Here is a 20,133-nt window from a genome sequence, read left to right on the forward strand (position 1 = left end):
CTATGAATATGAATCGGCCTGACATGACCGAAAATGTGAAATATAAAGATTATACGAATGAATCCTTGCAAATGGACTCGAACCCGGTTACAATGAAAGCGTCCAAAACCCCTGCCATTGAATCTTCTGACCAGACCAAAGCAGCCAAGCACGAACCGCTTGTTTACCGGGTGGAGGAGATTGCCCAACTTTTGGCGATTTCTCCCCGCGCTGCGTACAACCTGTGCAACACCACGAAGGATTTCCGGGTATTGCACATCGGCACCAGCATCCGGGTGAACAAGCAAAGCTTCGACAGCTGGTTTGCAGCGGTCTAAAGGAGGTAATCTATGGCATCTATCATGAAGCGCGGAGATTCCTACTCCGTCCGTTACAAGTACAAAGACCATTCCGGCAAGCCCTGCGAGGGATGGGAGAGTTTCAAGACCAAAAAGGAGGCGCAGGAGCGAAAGATCACGGTCGAGAAAGAACTGCTGGACGGCACATTCCTTGTCCCCGACACCATGACGGTGGAGGAGATGTTGTACAAATGGATTCCGATCCAGTCTACCAAGCACAAATGGTCCCCCAAGACCTACACCCAGTCCGTAGCGATGGTGCAGAACCTGATCGTGCCATATATCGGTAAACGGAAGGTGCAGGAGCTGCGCACCTACGACATCGAGAAGTTCTACGCCACCCTTGCCAAGACCCCCTGCGGGCAGTATGTGAAGGGTATCAAGCAGGATCTGACCAAGAAGCAGAAGAAGCGGCTGCTGTCCAGCACCTCTATCCACGAAGTCCACACGCTGCTGAAAACGGCGTTCTCCTATGCGGTGGAATGGGACTTGATCCACAAGATTCCCCTGCCCCGTGATGCACCCAAGGTCAACATCGAGGAACGCACCATCTGGGACGAGAAAACCATGCTGGCAGCATTGCAAACCATCGAGAACCCTGCCCTGCATCTGGCGGTGCACATGAGCATGATCCTTTCGCTCCGTGAGGGCGAAATTCTCGGCTTGCAGCCGAGTGATCTGGACTTTGATGCCACCGATGGGCGTGGCACCATCTCGGTCAGCAAGACCATGCAGCGAGCCAACAAGGACGCTCTGGAAAAGCTCGACCCCAAGCAGGTCTACTACACCTTCCCGGACAGGCGTGAGGGCAGCAAGTCCTCTCTTATCCTGAAAAAGCCCAAGACCAAAAAGTCCAACCGCATCCTGTATATGACCAAACCTCTGAAAGAGGAACTTCAAGCATGGCTTGAAAAGCTCAAACAGGACGAGCAGAACGCTCCGGAGAAGTACAGCAACTGCGGTCAGCTGTTTCGTCTCCCGGACGGCCTGCCCATCGCGCCGGAGTTGCTGACAAAATGGTACCGCCTGTGGAGAGCCGAGCATCCAGAGTTTGAACAGATCGTGTTCCACGGTCTGCGGCACTTCAGTGCCACCTACCAGCTTTTGCAGTCTGACGGTGACTTCAAGTCGGTGCAGGGCAACACAGGTCATGCAACGGCATCTGTCCTGATGGACACCTACGCCCACACGCAGGACAAGCCCCGGTTGGAGCTGACCGAGAAGATCGAAGCGAACTTCTATTCCCAAGACCTGACCCCGGCAGCACCTCAGCCCCGGCAAAACGAAAAGCCGGCGGCAACAAAAATCTCCGGTAAGGAGATCCTTGAAGCCATCCGGCTGATGGACGCAGACGAACGCAGAGAATTGACGAGAGCCTTGTTCGCCTAACTTCTCTTCTTTTTATGCAAAGGAAAGCAGGCTGTGCAAACCTTGCGCAGAAAAGCCCCCGATTCGGGCAAATGTGCAAACGGTGTGCAGAAAGTGTGCAGCCGCTTTCCTACATAAAGAAAGAACGCCAAATCTTTCGATTTGACGTTCAATATCTGGTGCACCTCGCGCACTCATATCCGAACTTTTCTCCGCTTTCACGGCTTCCCCGAAAGCGACCGTTTCTGTACCTTCCTTATAGTTAAAGGTAATAAGCACCTTATCATCATAGAGATAGATGGCATTGATGAAGGTATCCACCAGTGCCTGCCGCTGCTCCGGCTGGGTCATATCCAGCTTGCGGAAGCGAAGCAGCCAAAAGCGGACGAACTCCTCTTTCATCTTTGGCTTAGCCAGCCGTTCCTCTGCAATGCGGGCTTGCAGTTCTTTTCGCTGATCTTCCAGAGCTTCCAGCCGTTCCTTGGTAGAGCTGGTCAGAATGCCCATCTGGATGGCATTCAGCATATTGGTGATGCCGACTTCCGTTTCCTTCAACTGCTTTTCGTAGATGGGCAGGTCTGTGCTTTCCTGATTTTGCAATTCCATGACTTTGGCAATGATGGCATTCATGGAAGCGTCATCTTCCACCAGCTTCATGGTTTCGTTGACCACCAGATCTTCCAGCCACTGTTTCCGCACGGCCTTTTTATCACAGGTCTTTTTCTTCTTGGCGGCGGCACACTTGTAATAGGTATACATTTTCCCGGTGTGGCTGACACCGCTTTCTCCGAACATCAGTGCACCGCACTTGCCGCAGTACAGCTTGGTGGTGAGCAGATAGCTTTCCTCTGCCTTATGACGGGCAGGGGCCTTTTTATTTTTCGCCAGCTTTTCCTGCACCTTGTTGAACAAGTCCTCTGACACGAGAGCCGGGATCGCATTGGGCTGTACCACATCCCGCAAACGCAATTCGCCGATGTACCGTCGATTACTCAGCATCCGCTGAATGGTGTTATAGGACATCTCCCCGCCCATCGAATTTTTGATGTTGTGTGCCTTTAACCAATCCCGCAGGTCCGTCATGGTCGCACCGTCTGCATACTTCTGGAACGTCTGCTCTACATACGGAGCCAGCAGCGGGTCGGGCTGGTAATGCCGGGTCTCATCGATCATGTAGCCGAACGGAATCGTGCCACCATTATAAATGCCCTTGAGAGCGTTCTCGGTCATGCCGCGCACGACCTTTTCAGACAGGTCAGCCGAGTAGTATTCGGCGTAGCCTTCCAGCACCGATTCCAGAATAATACCCTCCGGGCCAGCCGAAATGACTTCCGTTGCCGATACCAGTTTCACGCCGTTTCGCTTCAGCTGAGTCTTGTACCGGGCACTGTCGTAGCGGTTTCGGGCAAAGCGGTCGAGCTTCCAGACAATGATGATGTCAAAGATGCCACGCTCACTGTCCTTGATCATCTGCTGGAACTGCGGGCGGTTATCGGTCTTGGCGGAGATGGCACGGTCAATGTAATGCTTCACCACCGTGAAGCCGTTCTTTTCCGCATAGGCGGTGCATTCCCGGATCTGACCTTCAATGGATTCTTCGCGTTGGTTGTCGCTGGAATAGCGGGCATAGATCACGGCAGTCATGGCAAGCACCTCGTATTATAAAAGAGTAGTATTTATAGACCGCTCTCCAGCGGTATGCTACAATGTTTAGGATGCTGTGGATTGGTAATTTTCACCTACCGTAAAGACGGTTTATTGGAGGCTCCAACCACAGCCTCTTTGTTGAAATGTTAATCAGTTAGATACCGCCAGACGGTTTATTTAGAACGAGGTTACAAGAGCAAAGAAGTCTGTGGTCCTGAACAGCATCGAAATAAATATGCCGGAGGTATCAAAATGGTTTGTGTTGGAATTGATGTTGCCAAGGATAAGCATGACTGCTGTATTCTTGATTCAGACGGAATGGTTCGTGCTGACTGCTTTACCATCCCCAACAACATGGATGGATTTAAGCAACTGCTTCAAACGATTCGAAACTGTACCCAAAAGTCAGACAAAATAAAAGTAGGACTTGAGGCTACCGGACATTACAGCTACAACATTCTTGGATTTCTTCTTGACAAGGACCTGGCCGTCTATGTCATGAATCCTTTGCACACCAACCTGTACCGAAAAAGTCTCAGCCTTCGCAAAACTAAAACCGATCGTGTGGATGCAAGAACGATTGCAACTATGCTATTGTCCGATGTAGACCTCAAGTCCTACACGGATACAGCATACCACAACGAAGAGTTAAAGTCACTAACAAGATACCGATTCGATAAGGTTCGTGAAAGAGCCAAGCTGAAGCAGTCAGTGTCCAGACTGGTCACGATTCTGTTTCCAGAACTGGAGAAGCTCGTTACCTCTCTCCATATTGCTTCGGTTTATGCGCTCCTCAGTGAATATCCCGGTGCAAAACAGATTTCAGAAATTCATCTCACCAAGCTGACAAATCTTCTTGCAACAGCGTCCAAGGGACGCTACGAAAAAGAAAAGGCCATCCAGATTCGAGAGGCCGCCAGAACTTCCATTGGTTCTGTCATGTCTGCCAAATCTCTAGAATTGAAGCACACCATTAAACTCATTAAGGAACTCACCTCCGAGATTGATGAAATTGAAGATTCGATTCAGCAAATCATGGATGAATTGCATCCACCGATTCTTTCTATTCCCGGAATGGGTGTTCATTCCGCTGCCATGATTCTTGCTGAAATCGGCGATTTCTCCAACTTTGATTCTCCTGACAAAGTCCTTGCTTACGCTGGCTGCTCTCCGTCTACATACCAGTCAGGCAAACTCACAAACTGCTATGCTCACATGGAAAAACGCGGTTCTCGCTATCTGCGATACGCTCTCTACAACGCAACCAAGTACGTCTGCCACTGGAATCCCGTCTTTGCTGAATACCTTGCCAAGAAACGTTCTGAAGGAAAACACTACAATGTTGCCCTGTCCCATGCCATGAAGAAACTCGTGCGGCTGATCTATGCCTTGCAAAAGTCTGGAAAAGCGTATCTTACGGCTGCTTGATTTTCTCCAGAGCCTGAGCGAAATCCAAGAACAACTTAGCTGGCGCAGCGAACCCTTGACAAACCGAAGCATTCAAATGCTATCCTGTTTTTGCGAGGGTTAGCTGGGCTTGCTTTGCTATTCTCTCCGTCGCCCTCGCTGTCCCAAGACCAGCATTTGAATGCTGTTTGTCATGGGCAGCGAATGGTTGACGGATTTTAGGGGATTTTTTCATTTTGGGGCTTGACTTTTAATAGTTAGTCTCCTATTTATACATCATTGAACGGTGGAATGTTCTTCCAAAGCAATGTTTCGTATAATTTATATACCACATTTTGCAATGAAGTGCAATAGAATAATGAAATCAACGAACAGCATTTACTTCTTTTTGTAATAAGATACCCACCGACCTATGGTTTTCGCCATAAGCTGGTGAGCATCTGTTCTTCTTGGTCTATAATCACTGATGGCGCAGTAATGGACATCCCGTCCTTGTTGTATCTGGTTAATTGCAGTTTCGGAGTACAACAAAAAAATGAGACAGGCAACCTTTTTCGGGGAAGTCCATCTCATTTTTTTGTTTTGGCTGTTTTGCAACAGCCCTGTTTAAATCGCTCAAGCTAACCAAAAACAACGGCTGCTTTTCGGAGCAGAGAATTGATTCTGTTAATAGATGCTGTCTTCTGAAATTTCAATTCCAAGTACTCCGAGGATGTCTGCGTTTTTCTGCTGCAAACAGTTCCTGATGGCCTCCTTCAGTTTCTCATCCGTTACCCACAAAGGCATCATTTCACGTGGGATGCATTGATGAAATGCATTTTCAAATTTGGTACACAGTTCAAACAATTCCTCATCCACAGCAGTTTGGGGCATAGAATCGTCCGAAAAAAGATCATCTAAAGTTTCAACAGTCACTCTGTCCGGCCTCCTTTCTGCCTTTTGTCAACGTTCTTCCCAGATGGCACGTTCACGCTGCTCACGGTCATAGGGTTCTGCATTCTTAATGATCGCGTCGAGCATCTGGTTAAATACTCTTACCGAATTGGGGAAAAGTTTGGTCAGCCGTTGCAGCTTGATGCTATCGCCCATACTCGCTTCAAAAAAGTGTGCAAACGCCTCATGCTCCATGGCCCATGCTCTTGCGCAGTATTCTTCGCTATGACCCCATCCACCACGAACATGGCCATTGGTAGCAAAATTTGCGAGATCCGAACAGCTGTGCCACGCTCCCTCGCAAAGATTGCGCACAGCTCTTTTCCTCTGTTCCGGGGTAGAATTATTATAGCATTGAATTAACCTTTGTCCATCACTGACCAACGCATGGTGAAACGCAGCATTTTCCGACATCAAATTTTGATATCTCATGCATACATGATCAATCATGTGCCCCAGTTCGTGGTAGTATGTAGCACCCGCCCCTCGCACGTTCTTCTCATCCTCTGCTGCATTGTAATAAACGCCGTGCTCGGCAGGCGAGTAATGGCTTGGCTCCGGTCCGCTATAATCGCCGTTGAGGATACATAGCTTTTCTGCAAACAAATCAAAGACCTTCCTTGCAGCCGGAACAGCATTCCCATAGCGCTGATCAAGGATCGCATTGTATTTGGGGGAGGAGAAAGGCTTGTCCTGTTTGATGCTCGGTCGTATGCTGGCAGCTGTTTTTGTTCCTGCAGATGCTACTGAAGCAGCCGCTGCTGCCGTTGTTCGTGTAGCACGTCCGATTTGCTCATACTTCTCGACTGTGTCAAGTGTTTTCTTGAGGGATTCTTCCAGTGAACGCAGCTCCCCATAGCTGGCTCGGAGACTTGTGACGCTGTCGAGTACGATTGCATAAAGTCTTCTGGACTGCTGGTCATTCCAGCTATGATTGACTTTATTAAACTGCTGCAGGATTCTTTGAATAAAATACCCGATTGCTTCCCGCGCAGCAGTTGTCTGGTTCAATGCATGACGAACCGCAGATGAGTTTACGTTTGTCATCACGAATCACCCTTTACATTGGCAACAACTCGCTGCAGAAAGTTTCGACCTGCTCTGGTGCAGGGCTGACATACGGTTTGAACTGGAATGTATCAGTAGTACCATTTGTATAGTAAACCGTATTGTCATGCAGCGTGGAAACATTCACGTTATCGATCAGATTGAATGCATCCGAATCACTCAACGCAAACACGATTCTCTCCCTGAACTTGTTCAAAATGTTCATGCCAAAGTGCATAGATTCCTTTACCGTCTGATAATCGCTGGAGCAGATGATAAAGTGGATGCCATAGGCTGCACCGTCTGCAATCAGTTTCTGCAATTTTTCGCTAGCATTTCCCAGCACCCCAGAGGCAGGCTGAGCAGAAGTATAGGAAGAGTCTGCGCCAATGCTGGAGAACGATGCCATCAGATCCGCAAACGGATCTCTTTCCTCTACATTTTGCGATTCTGCCGGAGCCACATCCGCAGTAAGAGACGGCACTTGAGCCAGCAGTGCGGCAAAGGGATCGTCATCCGCAGGCTTCGTGGAGAATCCCGTCGGCTCGACAGGGGAATCCGTCGGTTCTGCAGAGAATCCAGCCAGAAGATCAAGCGTCGGATCTTCCACCACAGTCGGCGGGACATCCACTGCTTTGGGTTCTGCTGGAAACTCTATATACTCCGCCTCATCGACCCGGTCACCCAGCAGCATCGTCTGCATCAGATCCAGGAACTGCAGATTTTTGATGACAAACAGCACCGTATCTCCACCTGTTTTCTTTTTGCGCTGCTGATACTTTTCGTAAAGGTCATGGACAAACTGTACGATATCTGAACGGGTATGTGCAGTGTGCAGTTCTGCTACACCATGCTCGAGGCTTTGATAAAAACTTCCGCAGCGGTCATCTCCCACGATGCTGTCGCCATCCACACAGTACACACACGCCCTGCGGTTCAGCGCAGCCGAGAGCAGGAACAGATTGACCGTCCGATCCATCAGTTCATCATTGGAACCACAGATCAGGACATTATGCTGTTTCTTGCGGTCAAACGTCAGTTCAAACGGGTCATCCACCTTAATTTTTTCGCCCATATGCACAGTGACCGTGCTGGTATCGGCAATACCGATCGACCGTGCAGCAAGATAGTCCAGCATCGGCACAGTGCGGGAGCCCTCGAACACCTGCATCGTGCAGGGAGAATCCGCAAACTTCTCACTGATCTGTTTCAGGTAATACTTTTTGGTTTCATCATTGCAGAAAGCGACCCGCAGGCCAACGTTCGGATTGTTCTCTGTGTAGTCTTCGTTCAGCACAGCGGTTCCGCGGGGTCCTTCCATTTTTTTCATTGCATCCGAGCAATGGGTATCACCAAACAGATAACGAGTATCATCTTCGCCACATTTAAGGCCGACACGGATACGCATCTGCTCGATCGTACCACGATCCAGCGTCAGGGTCGAAATGATTTTGGTGGATTGAGTCGCCATCAGAAGATGCACGCCGTAGGAACGTCCTTCCGTAACGATCTTCTTCGCCAGATTTGCGCACCGCTCTGCCACCTTGCGGTTTGTTCCGCTGTCAAACAAAATCTGGAACTCATCCATGATGACAAGGATACGGGGCATGCTATTTCCGGTATTGGTAACATAGTCTTCCAGCTTTGTATATCCACCGGATCTCTTGAATATATCCGAGCGATTCGCCATCTCCTGGACCAGATTTTCCAAGATGCTCTCGCCGAACTCCTGCAGTGCATCCAGCGCCAGCAGCTTGATGTGCGGCAACCGCTCCGATTCATAGATTTTGAACTCGGTACCGCCCTTGAAATCCATCAGATACAAATTGAGCTGTTCCGGCGAATAGTTCATCATACTGCTCATAATCAGCGTATGCAGCAGGGTCGATTTGCCGCCACCCGTACCACCGCCGATCAGGCCATGATGCGAAGTGCCCTCGCCAAACACCATGCTCACGACCGAATCGCCATCGCCGATGCCCATCGGCAGCTTCAGTACCTTGGCTGTGCTGCCCTGGAACGGTTCCGGCGGGAGGATTTCTTCAAAATGGATGCTCTGAACGCTCAGTTTTTCGACTGCCTTGTGATATTCTACCGCAAATTTTTCCAACTGTCCGGCATCGGGTTTTTCGATCAAACGGACCGAGAGATGATACGGCAGCAGAGCAAAGCCGTTTTCTTTACATTCGATCTGGACACAATTCTTTTCCAGTTCGGCCAGTTTTTCGTCTATGTGGTCATAGCTGCTTGCCACCTCGACCGCAGTATTCCGACACAGAACGACATAGATGCCGCACCTGTTTCCTTTCTGCATAACAGAGGACAGCAGTTCCAGACAGCGAGCGTCCGCATTCAACGGGAAATCATACAGCATGAGCAATGTAATCGCTTCTGTACGTCTTGGATTGTGCGCATTATAATCCAGCAAATCATCATAATCAGGGCGGTCACGGATAAAATCAAGCGTCTGTCCTTCCAGCTCTTTCAGACAGCTCAGCAATTCTTCTGTCCGGGACATCTGCGTGACAGCCCTTTTGTAGGAATCCGGCATTTTATTGACGAAGTTGGACAACATACGGACACTTCCGCCGCCCTCTTTCGGATCAAAGATACAGAAGCGCACTTTGGATGCCGGGCACTTCCGAAGGAAGCCCCAGATTACGCGATATGCTGCACTCTGCATATTATCGTGCTGCGCCTCAGCTCCGATTACCTCCAGATTGAGTGGATGATGGAGATTAAACATCATCGGCAATTCCACACGGCTCATATCAATAGAGTGACCCGGTGTTTCCGCGCGGAAAGCACGCACGATTTTTTTATAGCCGATGCTTTCATCAAAGATTTCGGCCGGATAAGCGATCTGGCCCATGCAGAACAACTCCGGGAAAGTTGTACTTGCCGACTGTTGATCAAATGGCTCCTGAGATATCTGTTTCCATTCAGTAAGGTTCTGAATGGAAACATCCAGCTCTGCATCATCTTTCGCTTCGACCAGCTTGCGGATAAACGGCGAGAACGCAATGCCCCGGTTCTGCATTCCCTCAAAGATAAGCATATACTTACTGAAGAAGCGGTCGAAACCGGCTTTATCCGGCATCGGATGATAAAGCAACGGCAAGCCGCGCTCCGAAAAGCTCTGCTGATCCTGCTTGATGACCGCTGTTAGAGGCTGTATCGTCTGCAGCATCTGCCGGTAGCTTTCCTGACGTGTGCCTGGCTGCGGCGGCGGGCAAATGATCATTGTATAAATGCCGCACCGGCTGCCATTACGCAGAATATTGCGCACATCCGTAAGAATCGAATCGCTGATATTGCGAGGGAAATCATACATCACGAGGCAGCGGACTCGCAGGGTCTCTTCCGGGTGTTCCCTTGAATAGTCAAAAATACTGTCGTACTCTGTTCCGAGTTTGTCCATCAGGGTCGTCTCGATTTCTTCGTTCAACAGCGCCAGTTGTGTAGCGATATCCTCTGCCGTAAAGCAGATCTTTTCACCGAACAGTTCTGGCAGACGCTTGCGAGCATCAAAGAAAGGTCCGACACTGGTTCCACGGTTTTCAGGATCGATCACCGTGATTTCCAACTTTGCCACAGGGCTGCTAGCCAGAACACCAAACATCCATGCATGCGACAGTTGCTTTGCCTTTTCCGGGAAACGAGCGTCCGACATCACAAGGAGTGGTTCAGCTCCTTTACATGCCATCGGAAGCGGAAAGCGGATCACATCGTTAACCATCATATGGGCACAGCGCTTTTTCAGAAGGGACAAAAGCTTTTTATTCTCGACCAGAAGCAAAAGAGGATAATCCGTAAAGCTCATCCAGAGGATTCCATCTGCAAAGTTTTTCCCGCTGTTCACTTTCACTCTGCGCGATTCATAATCCATTCCCGTCTGCGCCAGAAAATCAACAAATTCCTGCGGGAACAGTTCATCCAGCTCTCTCTGCAGCTGTTTTTCATCGCTCTTGTTCTTGATGCTCTCCTGATTATCAAACTCCTGAATCGTAGACAGGAAATTGAGCGCCAGAGTCTTTTGGTCCTGCTCGAACGCTTCCTTTTTCATTGTCAGCTCATCCTGCGTAATTTCCGGCAGCAGTTCACTGACCTCATTCACAAATTTATGCACCGTATTTCTCAGCACAATAAGGCTTTCGTAGTCTTTCTTGCGTTGTGCCGAAAACAAAAAGTGCAGATCGTTGATCAGAAAAGGAAGCATGGACTCACGATATTTTTTTGAAATCTGGCCATAGTCTCTGCGGATTGCCTCGATGCCTTCCATCAATGCAGTATAGTTTCTGTATGCCTGGCTTTCCACACCCGCCAGTTCGGCTTCCTTACGTGTTTTGGTCTTGCTGTAGTACTTGTCAGAACTCATCAGCTGTTGATCCATCTGATCCACATCTTCAAGGATCTTCTGGGCATCCTCAATCATTTTGGCCGACTGACGTGACAGTGTCTCACATTCCTGTTTGTAAGCCTTTTCCCGGCGCGTCTTTTCCGCATTGTTTTCTGCGATGATTCTCGTTCTTTTTGCCTGATATTCTCTTTCCTGCGTGACGAGCCGGGGGTCCCATTTTTCAATGAAACCATTCAGTTCCCCGATCAGAGCAAATACTTCTGCCTGCGTCAAAGCATCCATCGTGTTCTCCTCTCTCTCAAGACATCTTAATGATCTTCGATTTCATACCGACACTGTCCTGGGCACTTTTCCGAATGGAAACCCACCTTGAGCGAGGTGGTGACCTGCAAAGGATAGCTGAATATCTCTACCATTTCCCCGCCGATCTCCGGGTCGCTCGTGTTGCACACCAGTGTGTACTGCTTCAGATCGTTCAGCAAACGAGGCCGGTAGCCCGGCTCCGTCATGTTCAGGATATCAAGGCACAATTTCACTCCGATGCAGGTGATAAAATTGATATCCACTGAGATGCCCGGCTCAAAGCGGACTCCCTCAATATTCTCCTGATTGGAATAAACATGATGGTTTGCCTGCACCCGTGCCGAAAGTTCCGTGCCCTCGCCCAAAGCACATGCGTAGCAGGGCATTCCCCTGTCCGGGATATGATAGAAAATTTCTCCGGCATAGGCACGCTCCCAGAATCCGACCGAGAGAAATGCCGCTCCGTAATAAATGCTTATGCGGTTTGCGTAGACATCTGCTCCACGGTTATCTGCACAGCCCACAAAAACGGTTTCCCCTTTTACACAAAAATCATCCAGCACGGCCTTTGGAATGTTCTGAACGATTCCCTCAAATATCTGCACATCAATTTGAGGATTGATATTCAGCAACTTACGCTTCAGTGCATTTATCTTAAGGTCTCCGACATCCTCAATACCACACTGGTGCCGACAGATATTGTGGTATTCCATTACATCCGGGTCAGCAAGCAGAAAATGGCCCACACCGGACCGGGCAAGTTCCATTGCTACGAGGCTTCCAACTGATCCACACCCCAGAATCACTGCCCGTTTGTGATCCATTTTATCCGTTTCTAAAATACCTTTGTTGCGGGAAAATATATTTTGGTGCAATTCATAGGGTTCCGCATTGATTGGTTTTCCGTCAAAATAGAACTGAATTTTTTCCTGTCTTGCGACCCCGCAAAAACCTTTGGCGTTCGGCTCAAAGCCTTCCGGAAGGATCTGCCCCAAAAACTCCCCACGCTCTGAGAGCTCCGGCGGAAAAATATTGAAGATAGCAGTGTCCTTGAAATATTTTCCTCTCACTGGCCCCGGGTGTGCTTCCCTCATCTGCGCCGCCGAAAGGAATACCGTCTTTTCTATTTCTTCCCCAAAAAAATTTTCCAGCATATCAATTACCCTTTCTCACGCCAAACATAACAATACGTCTGGCAATTTCCTCCATTCGCCCATTTTCTTTCGGTGACTTGCCATCTGATGTGTCATGTGCATCATTCCATGCTTTCTCCAAATCTCCGGAATGATAATAAAACACCTTTTCACGCCATGCTCCCAGCATTTTATTTTCCGTCAGGTCTGTAAAACGCACAGCTTCGTTCTCGTTATTGCTTTTCGGCAAAAGCCATAATGTATTCTCATTCCATCTGACCCGAACAGAGATATTTTTCTCCTGCAAAAATTCCAAATCAGCATACAAGAGATCAAGCATCCGAGTCATCTGTTCCTCCGAGACCACTTGCTTCATGCCCATAGCCGGTGCGGTAATCTGCATATCAAGGTAAGACGATACTTCTTCCATGAAATTCTCGATGGATTTTTTGTTGGATGTTCCTCCTGCTTCAGAACGACCACATTTCCGCCGCATAAGAGCAAGTGAATCTTCTACCGAACGATACTTTAGAAGCTCTTGCGGAAACCGTTCATTTCCTATCTCATAGGAAATGCGCCGATAGTTCCGATATGTCTGTCCCACATGATAGACCGTCATACGGAAATCCGGATCAAGATTGACCAGAACCGAGATTGCTCCCTGCGGCCGCATGGACGCATAGACGTGATTAGTTTGATCGTCCGTCCCCGAGAACTGGTCAAAAGACCCCGGATGACGATGCCACAGCCCAATCAGTTCCAACCGTTCCTGATAAATTGCAGCGACCTTGTTAATCAGGTGCTGGACATACGGCTGATCGTATTCAAAATATGCGACTTCAAAAATCGAATTCGGACCGGGGTCGATGGACTCCACAACATACCATGTATCCCCGATCACTTTGCCAAGGAATAGACCGCCCGTTTCTGTCTGTATCTTTTCTGCCGTCTCTGCCATGACTGCCGCTATCGCCCGCTGCGAAAAGACCACTTCCATCTGTTCACACCTCATTCGAAACAAAAACACTCATCACCCACCGACGTGAGTGATGAGTGTTTTTCAATACTCAATAATTGCCTTCAAGCGCAACATCATCGCTGATTTCGCCATTCATCCACATTTCGCACAGAAGGATCCATTTACAGGCCCAGCTGAGAGAGGATGCAGCCGAAGTCGAACGTGTCATACCCGTCTTGAAGTATTTCGGATCTGCAGTACAAATAAAATATTCTTCATTACGTCCGAAATTATCCCGATAGATATGCGGCAGACCAAGACCGAAGCCATGTCTTACACAATTTTCGTAGCTGCCATATGTTTCCTCAAGGATCGGCATCATGCGGGTCGCTATATCCTTCAGCCGCGGCTGTACCGGAAGAATCTGGATCGAACCGCCATATTCCGATGCGCCTGCATGAGGATGATCATTTTTATAAATCAGCATCAAATCCCAGACCATACCGTCCGGACCAGCGGGCTGCACTTTGCCACGCCAGTACAGTCTGCCGGAACCATCAGGAAGCTGATGAATCGTAAACGACGGAAAGAACTTGTTCATGGCCTGGACTTCTGCCCGATAGAGGTCGGGATCACTCTGATACCAGTAAAATGCCATTGTTACTCCCTCCTGCCTTAAGCAAGCTTACCCTGCGGGACCGAAATTCCCGGACGGGTAGGATCATCCGATTCGCCCGGCAACTGAACCTGACCCGTGGGCGAGACCATAACGGTTTCACCGCTATGAATTGCTTCCTGCAATGCACGACGACGTGCAGCGACCACATCATTGTTATCCATACTGTATTAACCTCCTGCTGAAACAAGTCGTTTGGCGCGACAGTATTTTTTGTCCTTGCCAGGCGATCAGGCTGCAAAGCTGCGGATGATCTCGCCGTTCTCGGCGATCTGAGTAGTGCATCTGCTGACAAATGCCTCTGCTTTTTCCTCGCCCTGTTCCTGAACCATGCGAGCATAAGAGTTGTTGTACAGCTCGCTGCCTTCATTCATCAGATCTGCCAGACTCATACCGCGATTTTCATTCATCACACGGCTATATTCCATACGATCCCGGATGCACTGCAGGGCAGAACTGTCCTTTTCCAGACAATCTGCCGTCTGAGCCATATAATTGCGGTAGTAAAGAATCTTTTTGACCGTTTCAAACAATGCCATAATCGCATAGAGGAAGAAACAGAAGATAAATTTAAACAGACCGACGCAAATCGAAATCACCATGTTTCCCGTGGAAACAAAGAACCCCGGAATTGCTGCAATGAAGCGGTGGAAAAAGTTACTCGCGCTGCCGCCGATCGCTGCACACAGTACCATATAAAGAAGTGCACCCATGATGCCACCGCTCAGCCCCCAGATGAATCCAATCACACCACCGATTGCACATCCAACCAGACACTGCGTATACTGTCCATGGATATAATTATGGTTTTTCTGCAGTTCTTCCACATTATCCTTCACGAGCTTTGTAGTGCAGTCATAGCACAACATCTTTCCTGCATATTCACCACCAGTCACACCAAAGGAATCGCAACAATAGCGGCACAAATTCTTGCCGCACCGTGCGCAGTGGCCTACCACCCTCTCTTCCGGGTGGTAGTAGCATCCCGGATCCATGTTGGATGTCGTAGGGGGTGTAAAAGTCTGCGCCTTCTTGCTCTTACCATCAACTCCCACCTTTGGTGCATCACCTATAGGAGGGTTGAACGTCGGAATATCATTTTCCGTCGTCATTTTCTTGTTTTCCGCACTTGTGAAATCGTTCAGATCCATTTTTGATTCCTCCATAATGATTTTGTTTTATCCATTAAACTGGTGGCTCTGATAACTCCGTACCAGTTCCTCCAGTTGTTTCAGCTTTTCCTGTTGCTTTTTCAGGTCCGCTGTCGGTGATTTGACCAACCGGGCAATCTTTTGCATCACCTGATTGTAAGCCACCGCCTGGTTATCGTTCCAATCTGCCGAAGGACGGAAATTCGTGCTAATCTTTTCACTGAGCGTATCCAGATTACGCACTGTATCCGCAAGCGTCTTTTCCATGTCCTGAATAGCAGAAACGGATGCGTTCATTGCCATTATATCCAACCTCCTTTTTATAAACCGACATCAGGTCTCATATTTTTCAACCAAAGCCGCAAGCTCCTGCAGCCACTTTTGACAGCTTTCAAGTTGGGGGATTGGCTGCAGAATTGCAGTGCAGCTATCCTCGACGATTTGTCCAAGATTTTTGTACTGCTCATCCTTCCATCCAGAGCCAGCACTCATATAATCACGCTGGAGCTGCTGAGCTGTAAGCTGCAATTCATGTGTACATACGCCGCAGGCATTGATTCCGTTTTTCAAATCCTGAATCTTGACTTGTGCGCTTGCCAAAAGAAACACATCCTTTCATTTATCTATCGAATTTACTTAGCAATACTGCATATAAAGTTCCACGCATTGGATGCAACTGTCTACAGACTGCATCGTGACCTGCCCCTGCTGTGCTGCCTGCGCCTGAAATACTTGCATCGACTGCTGATACTCTCCCAGTGCGCTGGACAAAATGCTCATCTGCTGTTGCAGACGTTCCAGTTTACCCTGATACTGCTGTAGCCGTCTCTTCTGGGATGCAAGTTCCTGCTCTGCACGCGCTTTCTGGCTGCGCTGCCATTCCTCTTGCTGCTGAAGCCGAGCCTTCTCCTGTTCCATTTCTCTTACAGCATTTTGAATCTGTGAAATATGTTCACGGCATCGCTGTAATTCCGCTTTCAATTGCCGAATACGCTGTGCAATCTGGCTCTGTCCATTTTCATCACTTGTTGAGACGTTTCCAATCTTCCGCAGTTCCTCTTGAATTTTGGCTACACGCTGTTCCAGCGTTCCAATCGTCTCACGTGCTTCCTTCCCCTGTAGCTCCAGTTCCTGAATCATTCTCTCGCTCTGCTGAATCGACTGTTCCAGTTCCTGAATCTTATTTTCCAGAGTTTTAACCCTCTGCGTCAGTTCTTCGACTGTCTGCCTGGTCTTATTCACAAACTTCGATGCATCGCTTTGACAGGACTGATTATGATTTGTAACGGTATAGGACATCGGCGCAGCTTGATTTTTGAAATCCAGTAGTGCCTGCTTTACTTTTTTGAGACCTTCTACTGAAACTTGTGTCATACAGTTTCCTCTGAACTATTTCTCAGTATTGTTCTTGGGATATTTCAAAGAACCGTTCTGCCGCCTGTGCTGCACGGTTGCCACTATCCAGCACACGTTTTGACTTTATGGAAAGTCCCTGAATCGACCGAAACAACATCTGGTAGTTCTGATCTCCCCATGAAATAGATGCCGCTCTGACCCCCTGCACCATATTCTGCACTGCGCCGGAAAAGTTTCTCAGATCCTGACGGATCACTTGTGCCTGATTTGATTCCATCGACGTTTCCCCTCTTTATAATCGCCTTCAGCAGTTTCCATTAGAATTTCTGCCTGGAATTTTCCTATGCCATTGACAGAATGTTTCTGTACAATTCGACCTTTTATTTTATTCTACCACATTAGTTCTGTACTATCAAGCCGTTTTTAACCAAATCGAGGCTTTCTATCTGGAACATTTAAATTCAATTCCCTGTATGCTTTCTGATGAGGTGAAAAAATGTGGACTATGCAAGCTTCCTTCGGCAACGAATCACAGAACTTCGCATGAAACGCAATGTTTCAGAGTATCAGATGAGCCTAGAGCTAGGACAAAACAAAAATTATATTCAAGGAATAAGCTCCGGAAAAGCACTTCCATCCATGACGCAATTCTTTAATATATGTGATTACTTTTGCATCACTCCAGAGCAATTCTTTAGCGACCACGATCGACCAGAGCTAATCGATGCCATCTCAGAGGGAATACAAGAGCTTTCCGACGCAGATTTAGAGCTTCTCCTTCTCTTCATCCGTAGATTGCAAAGAAACATATAGTTACAATATGGCTTTTGGAGCATACTACACAAATAAGTCCTACTACCACCGCTTTACCACAATAAATTTTGCAAAACCATCTTGACGCGCCTACACTTCCATGATACCCTTTATTCCAAATCTTGCTGAAAGTGGTGGTTCTCACCGTGATAACCACCACTTTCAGCGGATGATTGCCCGGAAAGAACGTACCGCCCCGCAACACACCCGATTCATTTTGCCGCCGATTCACCCCGACAAAATCATCGCTGCGCTGCGTGGGCGGTATTTTTCTTTTGTGGGGAACGTACCTTGAAAACTTCATGAGCCGACCGGACGTGATACCGGCTTTATAGCCAACGCCGCTGCACAAACAGGGGCAGGAACTTCGTTCGGAGCAAACGGTGACCCCATTACATAAGCAGCGGAACTCTCTACTTATTTTTGCGTCTTAACAATTCGGAAACATTTGTTGATGAAGCGTTTTGAGCGCAGCGGTAGAGGGCAAGAACCGTCCCGTGGCCACAAATTTTCAATTCTTGAAAATTTTGTGTTCCACCGGGACTTCACTTTTCAAACTCTTGCGAGTTTTCAAAGTGATCTTGTTGGGGCGTGCCTGCCCCAAACCCTGCTCATCATCCGTGCCTTGCGGCACGAATGGAACGGCGTGTCGTGCTTTACATAACTTCACCGAGGAGTTATCGAACAGACAGGAGGTACAATGACCAAAACGAATGTTCAATCGACCCCTAGCAATTCCCAGCACCACGACACGCCGAACAACAAAACGCACGTCATCAAGTTCCGTGTGACAGCGGAGGAAAAAGCGTCACTGGAACTCACTTGCAAACTCCTGAATCTCTCCCTCTCCACTTTTATCCGCCGTGCCATCCACAACGTCAAGATCGAGAAAACGGTCATCGTTGCCGGTGGTGGCGAAGAAACCCTGACCGCTGTTTCCACTTTGCTTGCTCAGTGCAGCAAAGTGGGCACCAACCTCAACCAACTTGCAAGGCACTTCAACTCCGGCGGTGCAGACACCGAGCAGATCCGGGCGAAACTCCTTGACGAACTTGCAGACCTGACCGCATTTCGGCTGCACGCCGAGAAAGTTCTGGGTGAACTGTATGGCAACGCTCAAGCATATCGCCTCTAAAAACTCGGACTACACCGCCATCGAAGCGTACCTCGTTTACCAGCACGATGAATTTTCCGGCAAGGTAATTCTAGACGAACAAGGCCGACCCATGCTGCGGGAATCCTACCTGCTCGACACCCTTGAGTGCGGCGATTTCTCGTTTGCTACAGCCTGTCTGCTGGCAAACCGCAAGTATGGTAAGAACACCCAGCATGGTGATATCAAAAGCCACCAGTATATCATCAGCTTTGACCCCAGAGATGCAGCCGACAACGGCTTGACCATGGAAAAGGCACAGGCACTTGGCCTGAAGTTTTGTTCTGAAAATTTTCCCGGTCATCCTGCCATCGTCTGCACTCACCCGGATGGGCACAACCATTCGGGAAACATCCACGTCCACATCGTGATTAGCAGCATCCGAACACGAGAGGTGGAACGCAAGCCCTATATGCAGAAGCCCCGTGACTGGCTAGAGGGCATGAAGCACTCCAGCACAGCCCAGACCATGCGGCACTTGCGTGTTGAGGTCATGGAACTGTGCGAGGGTGCCGGACTGTACCAGATTGACCTGCTCAACGGCTCGAAAGAGCGCGTGCGCGAAGCTGAGTATTGGGTGCGCAGACGCGGCCAATTGAAACTTGACCGTGAAAACGCAGCCCTTGCCGCAGCTGGACAACAGCCCACGCAGAAGAAGTTTGAAACCGTAAAAGATACCCTGCGGAAACAGATTTCTTCAGTGCTGTACCGTGCCACGAGCTTTGAAGATTTTTCTGATAGGCTTATGCAACAGTATGGCATCACGGTTAAGGAAAGCCGTGGACAGCTTAGCTATCTGCCCGCTGGCAGAACCAAGTTTATCCGAGCGAAACATCTCGGTGACAAGTTCGATAAGGCAGCAGTGCTTGCCACGTTGCAGGCAAACGCCGAACGCAAGCCCATGGCGCAGTTCAAGCAGGATACCATCGGGAAACTGATCGACATCCAGTCGAGGATGACCGAGGGCAAGGGCATCGGCTACGAGCGTTGGGCGAAAAAATACAACCTCAAAGCTATGGCACAGACCTTGATCCTCTTGCAGGAAAATGGTCTGCTCAACGAGGACGCACTCGACCAGAGAATCGCAGAGCTTGACACCAAGTTCCATGAATCACTGACCGTAGTGAAAGACCTCGAAGGTCGCATGAAAGCCAACAAAGAGCTGCGCTATCACGTCGCAGCCTACACCAGCACCAAGAACATCGCACAGCAGTTAAAAGCTGCAAAACAACCCACAGCCTTTGAAGAACAGCACCGTGCAAAGCTGACAGCGTACCGGGCAGCAACAGCCTATTTCAAGGCAAACAACATCACCAAGCTGCCCAGCCCGAAAAAGCTGGAATCCGAGTATGCGCAACTGGCATCCGAAAAGGCAAAGTTCTACGAGCAGTACAAAGAAGCGAAAGAAGAACTTCTCAAACTGCAAACGGCAAAACAGAATGTTGCGTCCTTTTTCCGGGAGGAAGAACAGACGCAGCAGGAGAGATAAA

The 20,133-nt window shown here is 48.9% G+C and carries 20 protein-coding genes; 7 read left to right on the top strand and 13 right to left on the bottom strand.

The features are described 5' to 3' along the window. The first annotated feature begins 2 nt into the window (after positions 1-2). Together MTP43_RS13730 and MTP43_RS13735 are read left to right on the top strand one after the other, a co-directional pair. The gene (locus MTP43_RS13730) at positions 3-317 is read left to right on the top strand and encodes a helix-turn-helix domain-containing protein (RefSeq protein WP_097785696.1); all 315 of its coding nucleotides are present in this window, start codon (positions 3-5) and stop codon (positions 315-317) included. Between the two features lie 12 nt (positions 318-329). Continuing rightward, positions 330-1,727: a site-specific integrase gene (locus MTP43_RS13735; protein WP_097785695.1), complete on the top strand. Its 1,398-nt coding sequence runs from the start codon at positions 330-332 to the stop codon at positions 1,725-1,727. Between the two features lie 12 nt (positions 1,728-1,739). Here the strand turns inward: MTP43_RS13735 and MTP43_RS13740 are convergent, their stop codons facing one another. After that, positions 1,740-3,350, bottom strand: coding sequence for a recombinase family protein (locus MTP43_RS13740; protein ID WP_249234906.1), 1,611 nt, complete (start codon positions 3,348-3,350; stop codon positions 1,740-1,742). Between the two features lie 255 nt (positions 3,351-3,605). Here MTP43_RS13740 and MTP43_RS13745 point away from each other — a divergent pair, with 255 nt between their 5' ends. Beyond that, positions 3,606-4,781 (top strand): IS110 family transposase, encoded by a 1,176-nt coding sequence (locus tag MTP43_RS13745; RefSeq protein ID WP_113620654.1) that lies wholly within the window; start codon positions 3,606-3,608, stop codon positions 4,779-4,781. A 645-nt stretch (positions 4,782-5,426) separates the two neighbouring features. Here MTP43_RS13745 and MTP43_RS13750 read toward each other — a convergent pair. From MTP43_RS13750 to MTP43_RS13805, 12 genes are all read right to left on the bottom strand, one after another. Beyond that, complete coding sequence (locus tag MTP43_RS13750) at positions 5,427-5,675, bottom strand: hypothetical protein (protein ID WP_242983527.1); 249 nt, start codon at positions 5,673-5,675, stop codon at positions 5,427-5,429. Positions 5,676-5,702: 27 nt separating this feature from the next. Then, positions 5,703-6,740: a hypothetical protein gene (locus MTP43_RS13755; RefSeq protein ID WP_154265869.1), complete on the bottom strand. Its 1,038-nt coding sequence runs from the start codon at positions 6,738-6,740 to the stop codon at positions 5,703-5,705. A 13-nt stretch (positions 6,741-6,753) separates the two neighbouring features. Then, complete coding sequence (locus MTP43_RS13760) at positions 6,754-11,382, bottom strand: FtsK/SpoIIIE domain-containing protein (protein ID WP_249234907.1); 4,629 nt, start codon at positions 11,380-11,382, stop codon at positions 6,754-6,756. A gap of 26 nt (positions 11,383-11,408) precedes the next feature. After that, positions 11,409-12,557 carry a ThiF family adenylyltransferase gene (locus MTP43_RS13765; protein ID WP_113993275.1) on the bottom strand — a complete coding sequence of 383 codons (1,149 nt, stop codon included), beginning with the start codon at positions 12,555-12,557 and terminating at the stop codon, positions 11,409-11,411. Position 12,558: 1 nt separating this feature from the next. Then, positions 12,559-13,533, bottom strand: coding sequence for a Mov34/MPN/PAD-1 family protein (locus MTP43_RS13770; protein ID WP_242983526.1), 975 nt, complete (start codon positions 13,531-13,533; stop codon positions 12,559-12,561). Between the two features lie 70 nt (positions 13,534-13,603). After that, positions 13,604-14,152 (bottom strand): hypothetical protein, encoded by a 549-nt coding sequence (locus MTP43_RS13775; RefSeq protein WP_005922670.1) that lies wholly within the window; start codon positions 14,150-14,152, stop codon positions 13,604-13,606. A gap of 17 nt (positions 14,153-14,169) precedes the next feature. Then, entirely contained in the window at positions 14,170-14,334 is a 165-nt protein-coding gene (locus tag MTP43_RS13780; protein ID WP_005935912.1) for a hypothetical protein, read from the bottom strand. A gap of 66 nt (positions 14,335-14,400) precedes the next feature. Then, positions 14,401-15,321, bottom strand: coding sequence for a hypothetical protein (locus MTP43_RS13785; protein ID WP_240143126.1), 921 nt, complete (start codon positions 15,319-15,321; stop codon positions 14,401-14,403). A gap of 27 nt (positions 15,322-15,348) precedes the next feature. Beyond that, entirely contained in the window at positions 15,349-15,624 is a 276-nt protein-coding gene (locus MTP43_RS13790; RefSeq protein ID WP_005922676.1) for a hypothetical protein, read from the bottom strand. A gap of 30 nt (positions 15,625-15,654) precedes the next feature. Continuing rightward, on the bottom strand, positions 15,655-15,930 hold the full coding sequence (locus MTP43_RS13795; protein ID WP_113993272.1) for a hypothetical protein: 276 nt from the start codon (positions 15,928-15,930) through the stop codon (positions 15,655-15,657). Positions 15,931-15,957: 27 nt separating this feature from the next. Next, complete coding sequence (locus MTP43_RS13800) at positions 15,958-16,695, bottom strand: hypothetical protein (protein WP_249234908.1); 738 nt, start codon at positions 16,693-16,695, stop codon at positions 15,958-15,960. 22 nt (positions 16,696-16,717) lie between these two features. Continuing rightward, positions 16,718-16,954, bottom strand: a complete 237-nt coding sequence (locus MTP43_RS13805; protein WP_005922682.1) for a hypothetical protein — start codon at positions 16,952-16,954, stop codon at positions 16,718-16,720. Between the two features lie 221 nt (positions 16,955-17,175). On the opposite strand from MTP43_RS13805, the gene MTP43_RS13810 reads away from it, so the two are divergent. The 4 genes from MTP43_RS13810 (at position 17,176) to MTP43_RS13825 (ending at position 20,132) form a co-directional block, all read left to right on the top strand. After that, positions 17,176-17,490 (top strand): helix-turn-helix domain-containing protein, encoded by a 315-nt coding sequence (locus tag MTP43_RS13810; RefSeq protein ID WP_035394935.1) that lies wholly within the window; start codon positions 17,176-17,178, stop codon positions 17,488-17,490. A 454-nt stretch (positions 17,491-17,944) separates the two neighbouring features. Next, complete coding sequence (locus tag MTP43_RS13815) at positions 17,945-18,154, top strand: hypothetical protein (RefSeq protein ID WP_249234909.1); 210 nt, start codon at positions 17,945-17,947, stop codon at positions 18,152-18,154. A gap of 36 nt (positions 18,155-18,190) precedes the next feature. Then, positions 18,191-18,625 carry a plasmid mobilization protein gene (locus MTP43_RS13820; protein ID WP_249234910.1) on the top strand — a complete coding sequence of 145 codons (435 nt, stop codon included), beginning with the start codon at positions 18,191-18,193 and terminating at the stop codon, positions 18,623-18,625. Continuing rightward, positions 18,597-20,132 (top strand): relaxase/mobilization nuclease domain-containing protein, encoded by a 1,536-nt coding sequence (locus tag MTP43_RS13825; RefSeq protein WP_249234911.1) that lies wholly within the window; start codon positions 18,597-18,599, stop codon positions 20,130-20,132. Before MTP43_RS13820 ends, MTP43_RS13825 begins: the two co-directional genes overlap by 29 nt. Position 20,133 lies beyond the last annotated feature (1 nt).

The sequence above is a fragment of the Faecalibacterium sp. IP-1-18 genome, assembly GCF_023347355.1.
In the GTDB taxonomy this organism is placed as follows: domain Bacteria; phylum Bacillota; class Clostridia; order Oscillospirales; family Ruminococcaceae; genus Faecalibacterium; species Faecalibacterium prausnitzii.